This is a genomic window from Roseateles sp. (genome assembly GCF_039929605.1).
Lineage (GTDB): Bacteria > Pseudomonadota > Gammaproteobacteria > Burkholderiales > Burkholderiaceae_C > Pelomonas.
Map to the genome: position 1 here is coordinate 20742 of NZ_JBDSQX010000195.1, position 10162 is coordinate 30903.

Genomic DNA, 10162 nt, shown 5'->3' on the forward strand with positions numbered 1-10162 from the left:
AACCATGATTCGCATCAACGAACTCCGCCTGCCGCTCGCCCACCCCGAGGAGGCGCTGCGGCCCGCCGTGCTGGCGCGGCTGAAGCTGACGGACGCCGAACTGGCCAACGTGCACGTCTTCCGCCGCGGCTACGACGCGCGCAAGCGCAGCGACATTCAGCTCGTCTACACGCTGGACTGCACGCTTAGCCGAGGCACGGACGAAGCCGCCGTGCTGGCCCGCTTCGCCGGCGACCACCAGATCCGCGCCACGCCCGACACCGGCTACCACTTCCTCGCCAAGGTGGGCGAGCACACCGGCCCGCGCCCCGTCGTCGTGGGCTTCGGCCCCTGCGGCCTGTTCGCTGCGTTGATCCTGGCCCAGATGGGCCTGCGCCCAATCGTGCTGGAACGCGGCAAGGCCGTGCGCGAGCGCACGCAGGACACGTGGGGCCTGTGGCGCGAGCAGAAGCTCAACCCCGAGAGCAATGTGCAATTCGGCGAGGGCGGCGCGGGCACCTTCTCCGACGGCAAGCTGTGGAGCCAGATCACCGACCCGCGCCACCTGACGCGCAAGGTGTTGACCGAGTTCGTCAAGGCGGGCGCGCCGGACGAGATTCTCTACGTCAGCAAGCCCCACATCGGCACCTTCCGCCTGGTCAGCATGATCATCAAGATGCGCGCCGACATCGAGGCGCTGGGCGGCGAGATCCGCTTCCAGCAGAAGATGGCGGACCTGCTCATCGAGGACGGTGCTGATGGGAAACATGTTCGCGGCGTGACGTTGGAGTCGGGCGAGCAGATTGACACCACACACGTCGTCATCGCGCTCGGCCACAGCGCCCGCGACACCTTCCAGATACTGCATGCGCGCGGCGTGCACATGGAGGCCAAGCCCTTCTCCATCGGCTACCGCATCGAGCACCCGCAGAGCCTCATCGACGCGGCCCGCTTCGGCGAGCACGCCGGCAACGAGATCCTCGGCGCGGCCGACTACAAGCTCGTGCACCACGCCAAGAACGGCCGCGCGGTCTACAGCTTCTGCATGTGCCCCGGCGGCACCGTGGTGGCGGCGACGAGCGAAGAGAACCGCGTCGTCACCAACGGCATGAGCCAGTACTCGCGCAACGAGCGCAACGCCAACGCCGGCATCGTCGTGGGCCTGACGCCCGAGGACTACCGGCAAGACGGCAAGCGCGACGGCAGCCCCGTGAACCCGCTGGACGGCATGGCCTTCCAGCGAAGCTGGGAGAGCCGCGCCTATGAGCTGGGCGGCGGCGGCTACCTGGCGCCAGGCTCGCTGGTGGGCGACTTCGTCAAGCGGCAGGTGAGCAAGGAATTCGGCGACGTGGTGCCGAGCTACAAGCCAGGTGTGACGCTGACCGATCTGCAGCAGAAGGGCCACGGCTCGCTACCTACCTACTGCCTCGAAGCCATCCGCGAAGCCCTGCCCGCCTTCTCCCGCCAGATCCGCAGCTTTGACCGCCCGGACGCGGTGCTGACCGGCGTGGAGACGCGCACCTCATCGCCGCTGCGCATCAACCGTGGGCGGGACTACCAGAGCGTCAACGTGCGCGGGCTGTTCCCGGCCGGTGAGGGGGCTGGCTACGCGGGCGGGATCATGTCGGCCGGTGTCGATGGCATCGAAGTGGCTGAGGCGCTGGCGGCGGACTTGCTGGGCCTGCCGGATGCGCCGGTGCTGCAGGGCAAGGGCGCGAAGGCGGGTGGGCAGGTTTGAGCCGCTCAAGGGCGGGCCAATGCGGACGGCTTGGCGAGGATCGACTGCACGCGGCGCTGTAGTCGATCAGGGTTCTCCAAGCTGCTTGGCGACCATGAAATGGCCACCAGCCTTGCGGCCTGCTCGGCACTGACAAGCTCCAGCGACACGCCGAGGTCCCGCCGTGAGGCCGCCGCGAAGCCGTGCACGCCGTCACCCATGTAGGCATCGGTCAACAAGGCGCTTGCCAGCTCCGCGTCGGTCAAATGCCAGGGCAGCAACAACAGCAAGCCTCCTTCAATCGCGACGCGGCGCAGCCTGCCCACATGCGGCTCGGCCTCCAGCAACTTCCAGGCGGCATCCCGGGCGACCACTTGCGTGATCCGGTCGCCATAGGCGCGTTGCAGCATGTCGAGCAGCACGGCTGGCGGCCGACGCTCGCTGGGGGCGGCTGCCTCGAGCTCCCGCTTGATGCGGTCAGCACACGGCCGGGCGACAGCAACGTCGAAGGCCAGCACGCCCGCCGCAAGGCAAGCGGCAAGGCAAGCGAGCAGCAAACCCATCCATCGCGACAGGCGGTGCATCAACCGGTGCATAGGCATGGCATCTCAGTCCGCTCGCACGCCTCTAGCGCTGCACCCGAAAAATCCCGCGGCGAAGACGGCGACATGACAGTACCCGGTGGATCTCAATCGGTTCTCCCTGATGCTCACATTCGACATGCGTGTCGCCCAATGCGGACGAGGCCAGACCCGCGTTCGGTTTATACGTTGTCGCGCACGCCGCTGAAGACGTTGAAGCGTTCCGAACGCATCGCGTCGAGGCGGGGATCGTTAGCCACGATGCCATGCGTGTTTGAACGCAGCACAATCTGGCTCCATAAGTCCACGCGCGTGACGCGCCACAGCGGACGACAGGGAGAAGCAATCGTGAAATTCGTCGTTCAGGGGCGGCTCCGGCTCGCCGCGGTGTCCTTCGTCCTGGCCCTGCTTTCAGCTTGCGGCGGAGGAGGTAGCGCTGGAGAGTCCGGTTCGGGTGGCGGCGGCAGCCCGCAGCCGACGATCGGCGCGAGCGACTACTTCCCCTCGCCCACCGGCGCCATCTGGATCTACACGACGAATATCAGCGCCCAGCCTGACGTGGTGCGCGTGACCGGTACACAGACCATCGAAGGACGCACCGGCCCCATGTTCGAGACCACCTACGGCGATGACGGCTCGGTCAGACGAGACCTTTACGTCGTCGACAGCAGCGGCATCCGCCAGTTCTCGCAACAGCTTTACGACTCATTCGACCAGGCGCTGAATGGCCTGCTGACATTGCCTGCCTCGCTCACCACGGGGACGACCGTGCAGCAGCTCGACAAGACCGTCGACCTTGGCGAGGATTTCGACGGCGACGGTCGCAAAGATTCCGCTCGCGTCGTCTCGGTACTCACAGTGATCGGTCCGGAGTCGATTCAGTCCCCCGCCGGCGACTTCTCCCAGGCGTTGCATATGCGCCAGGCGATCACGATGACCGTGTCGTCCAGCGCGGGATTGGGCCCGGTGGTCATCAACTTCCAGATGGACCGGTGGTACGCCCTGGGCGTCGGCCTGGTCAGCAGCAGCATGCGCGCCTGGGCGCCTGGCTACGACCAGACCAGCAAGTCGCAGCTGAGCGCCTACCGGGTAGGCAGCCGCAGCAGCGACACCACCGCTCCAGTGATCAGTTCGGTCTTGCCGGCAGAGAACGCCACCATCACGGCGTCAGGCACCGTGCAGGTGAACCTGAGCGAAGCCATCGATCCGGCGTCGGTCACGAACGCGACGCTGATGGTGACCGACGCCGACAAGGTCCGCATCCCGGGCACGGTCGGGGTCAGTGGCAGCACGCTCACGTTCACCGCAGGCGGCTCCTGGGCCTCCGGCACCTACACGGCCCACCTGGCCACCGGGGTCAAGGATCTCTTGGGCAATCCGTTGGCGGCCACGAAGGACTGGACCTTCACCGTCGACTCGACGGCGCCAGGCGTCGTCACGATGTCCCCGGCGGCGGGAAGCCAGAACGTCGACATCACCACTGCGGCGGTGCTGACGTTCACCGAGAACGTGGATCCGAAGTCGGTCAACGCAAACCAGGTCCGGCTGACGAGCGCCGGCATCAACGTGGACGTGACGACCACCGTCAGCGGCAAGACGATCACACTGACGCCGAAGCAGCAGCTCCTGCCCGGCAAAACCTACGATGTCTATGCCTGGGGCGTCACCGATCTCGCCGGCAATGCCATGACCGGCGCGTACAGCGCCCAATTCCAAACCAGCCAAGGCCGCTTTGCATATCCGGTCGCGCTGCCGGGTTTGCCTGTCGGGTTAAATCCTCCGTCCGCCATGGCCATCGGCGACGTCAACGGCGACGGCATCAACGACGTGTTGGGCGCCACATGGGGTGCGCTGAACGGCTCTCTCGACGGCCTGTATATGTTCGCGGGTCGCGCCGACGGCAGTTTGGCTGCCGGGGTGAAGCTGGACATCGGCAGCATGGCGCAGTGCTCGATCACCAGCATCGCGCTGGGTGACGTCAATCGCGACGGCCGCGTCGACGTGATCGTTGCCGGCAACTATTGCGGCGTTCAAGTGCTGCATCAGGCAGCCGACGGCTCGCTGCAGAAGGGCGAGTATCTGACCACCGCCACCTCGGCCGTGGTTCGCGTCGTCGATCTTGACGGCAACGGCTACAACGCGCTCGTGGGCGTGGGTGGCGGTTCAGGCAACATCACGATCTGGCGACAGGACGGCAACGGGACGCTGCAGCCGAGCGAAACAGTCCCGGTCAGCAACACCGGAGGCTATGCGCGCGACATCGCTGTGGCGGACATCAATGGCGACGGCCGACCCGATCTGATCGCGGCGGTCAACGGTTTCAGCGGGCAAGACGTCGCCCTCGTCCTGCGCAATGCGGACGGTAGCTTCGGCACGACGCAGTACCTGTCGGTGGGCTCAGTCTGGGGCGCTTCGGCCATTGCCGTCGGCGACTTCAACGGCGACGGACGCACTGACATCGTGGCCACCACCGGCGGCAATTCCCCGACCTCGATCACGGTCTTCTACCAGGCCGCAGGTGGCCTGATGGGACCGGCCACGCCAGTTTCAACGTACGACTCGCCGATGGCAGTTGCCAGCGCCGACATCGATGGCGACGGGCGCACAGACATCGTCGTATCGCACGTGGGCTGGGGAGCAGTCGGCGTCTATCGGCAGCAGCCGTCCGGACTGCTGGATGCGGAGAAGCGTTACTCCGCGCCCTACGGCAACTTCCTGCCCGGACAAATGGCGGTGGGCGACTTCAACCACGACGGCTTGCCCGACATCGCCATCGCGGGCTCGTTGATCATGCAGCAGCCTGCTGTATCGACGAACACGACCAGCACGACGACTCGGACCACCGGTGCGCGAGCGAAGCCGCAATCGCGCAGCGCATCATTGGCCGCGATTGGCAAGTCACTGATGCGAAAGACCGTCCTGGGCGCTGCTTCACGCTAGCGGCCAAGTCAAACAGGAACTGCTCTAGTTGGTCGTCGGCGACGAACGCGGTGATGACGAGGTGGGCCGGCGCCCGCTTGCCGTCGTTGCCGACGGGCAGGACCGGCCAACTGCCGCCCGTGCGTTCGATGTCGAACAAGCCGCCAAAGACGTTGAAGCATTCGGAAATCATGGCGTCAATCTTCCAGGAAGCGCTCGAGCCACAACCGCACCAGCCGCGAGTTCGGCGACGTGGTGCCGAGCTACAAGCCTGGCGTCACGCTGACGAATCTGCAGGAAAAGGGTCGCGGCTCGCTGCCACCGTATGCACTGGAGGCGATCCGCGAAGCATTGCCCGCCTTCTCCCGCCAGATCCGCAGCTTTGACCGCCCGGACGCGGTGCTGACCGGCGTGGAGACGCGCACGTCATCGCCGCTACGCATCAACCGTGGGCGGGCCTACCAGAGCGTCAACGTGCGCGGGTTGTTTCCTGCTGGGGAAGGCGCCGGGTATGCCGGCGGGATCATGTCGGCCGGCGTCGACGGCATCGAGGTGGCCGAGGCGCTGGCGGCGGACTTGCTGGGCCTGCCGGATGCGCCGGTGCTGCAGGGCAAGGGCGCCAAGGCGGGCGGGCAGGTCTGATGCGGCGGCGTCACTCGCCGTCGGCGCTCGGCAGGCTTTCGAGGCTTTGCGTCCAGCGCAGCGCCGACCTGCACCACTTCTGCTTGTGCGGCACCAGCGCCTCGCGCTCTTCGATGCAGCCGACGCGCAACCCGATGCCCACCCCCGGGCGGTCGGCATCGTAGGTGTAGAGCGGCGAGCCACAGGTCGGACAAAACACCTGAGCGCGGCGCGACCCGGCGTCGCCCCGCTTGACGTACACCCGCGGCTCTCCGGCCAGCAGCCGGAACGAGCCATCCTCGGCCGGCACAGAGACCCGGTAGGCCGAGCCCGTCAACTTCTGGCAGTCGGTGCAATGACAGAGGCCCGTACGTTGCGGGTCGACCGTAGCCTCGTAGCGGATGGCGCCGCAGTGGCAGCTGCCGTGGACGTGCATGCGCACCGCCGTGACCGGCTCCACGCCCACCGTCGCCTTTACCCATGCTGCGGGTTCCACCATTCCTACCTCTGCACGCGGAAGATGCCGCCCTTCTTGTAGGCCGCCTGCTCGTGGAACAAGTCGAACAGGAACTGCTCCAGTTCGTCGTCGGCGACGAACTCCGGGATAGCGAAATGGGCCGGCGCCCGTTTGCCGTCGTTGCCGACAGACAGCACGGACCATCCGCCGCCCGTGCGTTCGATGTCGAACAGCCCGCCAAAGACATTGAAGCGTTCGGAAATCATGGGTCAGTCCTCCGGAAAGCGCTCGCGCCACAGCGCTGACAAACGTGGCTCGGCGTCGACGCGCTTGATCGCCGGCGTCATGCGTGGCGCCACCTCGTAAAAGCGCTCGCGCCACGGCCCGAAGCGGGAGACGACGGCGACATACAAGTCCAGCACCGTCAGTTCGTCGCCCAGCAGATAGTCGCCGGGGTTGAGCTGCTCGTCCATGTTGGCCCAGCAGAAGGCGATGCGCTCGTGCACGGCCTCGACGATGGACTCGCGAGATGCCTCCGGCGCACCGACGCGCTTCACGTCGGGCTTGATCCAGTGCAGCGAATAGATGGCCGACGAGACGTAAACCATCCAGCGCAGGAACTGGCGGCGGCGGGGGTCGCTCGGCGCCGGGGCCAGCGTGGCGGCCGGGTCCAGGTCGGCCAGATAGATGAGGATGGCCGCGCTCTCGGTCATGACCTCGCCGTCGGGCATCACCAGCGTCGGAATCTGGCGCATCGGGTTGCTGGTGGCCACGCGGTCGCGGGCGGCCTCCTCGGCCCAGGTGGCGCCTTCGACCACGCTGTAGTGCAGGCCCAACAGCGTCAGCGCGGCTTCCACGGCAACGGCGCCGGAGGCCTCGGCGCCGTAGAGGGTCAGGGTGTGGGGTGAGACGGTCATGCTCAAGTCCGGTCTGATTCTCCCCGCCAGCCTAACGTGTCAGGCCGGCGTTGTCTCGCGGGCCGTCGCCTTCCGCCCGGCGCGCATATAGCCGCAACGCGACGTCTTCGAAATTGCCGATAAGCCACCGCGCCAACGGCTCGGCATACCAGTTGAACTGGGTGCTGACGCGGTAACTCATCGACACCTTCAGCCGTGTACCAGTACCTTCAGGCTGCAGCGTGTAAACCGTGTCGAGCAGGTCAAAGTGGCGCCCGCCGATGCGGACGTGATCGTCCATGGCGCGCGGCGGAAAAGACTCGGCGGTGAAGCGATAAGTCCAGCGCACCCACCGGGCCGGCTGCCAGTCGGTCGAGACCTGGTCGAACTGGATGCCCCGCCCCATTTCAACGTGACGCAGCAAGGCGGCACCGTCCTGCCGCGTCACGCCGGAGAGCGGCAGGGGCACGCCGATCCGGTACATCCAGCCGTCCTCCATCTCCTCAGGCCGGATCGCCGGCATGCTCATCAGCTGCGCCCAAACCTGCTCGGGCGCCGCCGCGATCAAGCGCTCGCACTGCACGCTGCCAAAGCGATCCGGCAGCGGCAGCGGCGCCTCGACACCGGCCATGAGCAGGGGCAGGACTGCCACCACAGCCACGCCCGACCTGGGCCAGTTCGTGGCGCGGCACACCGAGCCCATCGCCAAGCCACCCACGCCCCCGATCAGGGCCAGCAGCGGCACGATCAGGATGGCGCAGATCAAGCCTTCCAGCAGGATGACCAGCGTGCCCAGCACGAGGAAGACATTGGCCATGAAGCCGGCACGGAAGTGATAGCCGCTCGTGCGGCGTTCGCTGCGCTCGGCGACATAGACCGTCACCGCGCCCACAGCAAAGGGCACGAGGACGATGAAGCTGAACATCATCGGATAGAGCCCGAACGGGAGGCGTGCCTCGGCCAGGCAGCGCACCACCAACCCGAACAAAACGCCTGCCACGACGGGCCAGGCGCGCGAGAACGGAAGCTTGCGCTCGGTGGGTTCAGGTTCAGGCAAGGGAGGCCATGTCATCGCCGGGCGTTTCCTCAGGTGATGGGGCCGCTGGCTCCGGATGCAGGCCGGGGCGCTGCAGATGCCAGGCCAGCCCACACGACGATAGCCCGCGCAACAGCCACCAGCCGGGGTCCCATTCGCCCGGGCGCATGCCCAGACGCGCCGAACCCGGGTGGGCATGGTGGTTGTTGTGCCAGCTCTCGCCCATCGTGACCAGCGACAGCCAGGGCAGGTTGCGCCCCTGCACCGCCGCACCCGGCAGCCGCACCGGCAGGCGGCCGTGGTTGTGGGCGAGATAGCCGATCAACCAATGCCCGGTCACGCAAGCCGCCACGCGGGCGCAGACGCCCCACCAGACGAAACCCCATCCGCCCAACGCCCACAATGGCCATGCAGTCAACAGCACCTGCAGCATCCAGGTTCGCTCCAGCCATCGCAGCAGGGCATCGCGCTCAAGACCGCGTGGGTCGGGCAGAGGCGGCGGGTCATCGAGCGTGAGCTCGCAGTGCAGCTGCCACCAGGCGTCCTTCCAGAATGACTGGCCATGCCGAAGATACGGGTGGCAATCCGGGCGGCGCTGGGCCAAGTCGCGGAGGTCGTGCTGGCGCTTCAAGCCCAATGGCCCGGCGAGGCCAACCTGCACGCCCCACCAGACGAGCGCGATCTCCAACCAGCGCGGGCAGGCAAAGCTGTCGTGGATGAGCTTGCGATGGCTGCCCAACGTGTGGCCAAGCAGCAGCGTCAGCAGCGTAAGCCCGACAAACAGCGCAAAGGCCGCGGCGCTGAATGTCAGCGCCCCACCCACCGCAGCACCCAGCGCCACGCTTGCCAGCCAGAACGACTTGACCGGCGCGTAACGCACGCACCCGGTCAACACGTCGCCCTGCGGCAACTCAGGCACCGAGCATCCCGATCAACTCCTTGGCGAAAGCCAGCGCCTCCTCCGGCGTCTCGAAATGCATCTCGTTGTTCACCTCCACCACCTCGCCCTCAGGCCCCTTGTGCACGACCGACCAGCCTGCCGCGCCGCCGTCGATGGCGAGCACGCCGAACTGGCCGGGTTCAAGGTCGCGGGCGCTGCCGCTGGTGACGACGATGTCGCGGCCGAGGTGGGAGTGGTAGCGTCGCATCGAGTGCATTGTCCAAGGAGACGCAATGAAAGCAGTGTGGAACGGCGTGACGATCGCCGAGAGCGACGACACGGTGGTGGTCGAGGGCAACCACTACTTCCCGGCGGAGTCGCTGAAGAAGGAGTACACGACCTTCTCCAACCACCGCACCGGCTGCCACTGGAAGGGCCAGGCGCAGTACCTGAGCCTGTTCGTCAACGGCGAGATGAACGCCGATGCGGTCTGGTACTACGCCGAGCCGCTGCCGGCTGCGGCGGAGATCAAGGGCCGCTACGCCTTCTGGAAGGGCGTGAAGGTCACGGAATGAATGGACCCCGATCTCAGCCAAGGCGCAGCCGGGCGCGAGGAGCAGGCGGCCAGCATTCCTAGAATCGCGGCCAGTCCCCACGCGCCCACCTCCCATGCTGCTGCTCATCCTCGAAGCCCTCGGCGCGCTGCTGATCTTTGTCTTCATCATCTGGTGGACCATGTTCTCGGGCCGCAAGCGTGGTGAACGCAAGGACGATTAGCGCGGCGGGATCAGGAAGCTCATGGGCCTGCGCCGCAGGCGGGCGCGGATGGCGGCGTAGACGCGCTTGCGGTCTGCCAGCTTGACGCCGCGCGAGCGCATCGCCACCTTGAAGGCGCAGAAGAAGCTGACACCCACATTCAACGCGCCAATGCCGGCGATGCACAGCACGCAGGACCAGAACGCCCAGGTGCCCATGACGCCGAAACCGAGCGCGCCCACCGCAGCGGCAAGCTGGCCGGTGGACAGGGTGACGTGCCGCACCTCCAGGTCGAGGCCGATGAACCCGAACAGCGCGGG

At 66.9% G+C, this 10162-nt stretch carries 10 protein-coding genes and 2 pseudogenes; 4 read left to right on the plus strand and 8 right to left on the minus strand.

Going from position 1 to position 10162, the window contains the following annotated elements:
• Positions 1–4: 4 nt before the first annotated feature.
• Complete coding sequence (locus ABIS05_RS26575) at positions 5–1717, plus strand: FAD-dependent protein (RefSeq protein WP_348011398.1); 1713 nt, start codon at positions 5–7, stop codon at positions 1715–1717.
• A gap of 5 nt (positions 1718–1722) precedes the next feature.
• Here the strand turns inward: ABIS05_RS26575 and ABIS05_RS26580 are convergent, their stop codons facing one another.
• Positions 1723–2280 (minus strand): transglycosylase domain-containing protein, encoded by a 558-nt coding sequence (locus tag ABIS05_RS26580; protein WP_348011399.1) that lies wholly within the window; start codon positions 2278–2280, stop codon positions 1723–1725.
• A 345-nt stretch (positions 2281–2625) separates the two neighbouring features.
• On the opposite strand from ABIS05_RS26580, the gene ABIS05_RS26585 reads away from it, so the two are divergent.
• Together ABIS05_RS26585 and ABIS05_RS26590 are read left to right on the plus strand one after the other, a co-directional pair.
• Positions 2626–5217: an FG-GAP-like repeat-containing protein gene (locus ABIS05_RS26585; protein ID WP_348011400.1), complete on the plus strand. Its 2592-nt coding sequence runs from the start codon at positions 2626–2628 to the stop codon at positions 5215–5217.
• 207 nt (positions 5218–5424) lie between these two features.
• Positions 5425–5838 (plus strand): annotated as a pseudogene (locus ABIS05_RS26590) (FAD-dependent protein); the annotation flags it as partial.
• Between the two features lie 10 nt (positions 5839–5848).
• On the opposite strand, the gene ABIS05_RS26595 reads toward ABIS05_RS26590, so the two are convergent.
• The 6 genes from ABIS05_RS26595 to ABIS05_RS26620 form a co-directional block, all read right to left on the minus strand.
• On the minus strand, positions 5849–6316 hold the full coding sequence (locus tag ABIS05_RS26595; protein WP_348011401.1) for a GFA family protein: 468 nt from the start codon (positions 6314–6316) through the stop codon (positions 5849–5851).
• Positions 6317–6318: 2 nt separating this feature from the next.
• The gene (locus ABIS05_RS26600) at positions 6319–6540 is read right to left on the minus strand and encodes a hypothetical protein (RefSeq protein WP_348011402.1); all 222 of its coding nucleotides are present in this window, start codon (positions 6538–6540) and stop codon (positions 6319–6321) included.
• A gap of 3 nt (positions 6541–6543) precedes the next feature.
• Entirely contained in the window at positions 6544–7191 is a 648-nt protein-coding gene (locus ABIS05_RS26605; protein ID WP_348011403.1) for a glutathione S-transferase family protein, read from the minus strand.
• A 31-nt stretch (positions 7192–7222) separates the two neighbouring features.
• On the minus strand, positions 7223–8143 hold the full coding sequence (locus ABIS05_RS26610) for an SRPBCC domain-containing protein (RefSeq protein WP_348011404.1): 921 nt from the start codon (positions 8141–8143) through the stop codon (positions 7223–7225).
• Positions 8144–8219: 76 nt separating this feature from the next.
• Positions 8220–9125: a fatty acid desaturase gene (locus ABIS05_RS26615; RefSeq protein WP_348011405.1), complete on the minus strand. Its 906-nt coding sequence runs from the start codon at positions 9123–9125 to the stop codon at positions 8220–8222.
• Positions 9118–9354, minus strand: a complete 237-nt coding sequence (locus tag ABIS05_RS26620) for a hypothetical protein (RefSeq protein ID WP_348011406.1) — start codon at positions 9352–9354, stop codon at positions 9118–9120. Before ABIS05_RS26620 ends, ABIS05_RS26615 begins: the two co-directional genes overlap by 8 nt.
• A gap of 25 nt (positions 9355–9379) precedes the next feature.
• Between ABIS05_RS26620 and ABIS05_RS26625 the strand changes: the two genes are divergently transcribed.
• Entirely contained in the window at positions 9380–9661 is a 282-nt protein-coding gene (locus tag ABIS05_RS26625) for a DUF427 domain-containing protein (protein ID WP_348011407.1), read from the plus strand.
• Between the two features lie 198 nt (positions 9662–9859).
• Here ABIS05_RS26625 and ABIS05_RS26630 read toward each other — a convergent pair.
• Positions 9860–10162, minus strand: a pseudogene (locus tag ABIS05_RS26630) (recombinase); the annotation flags it as partial.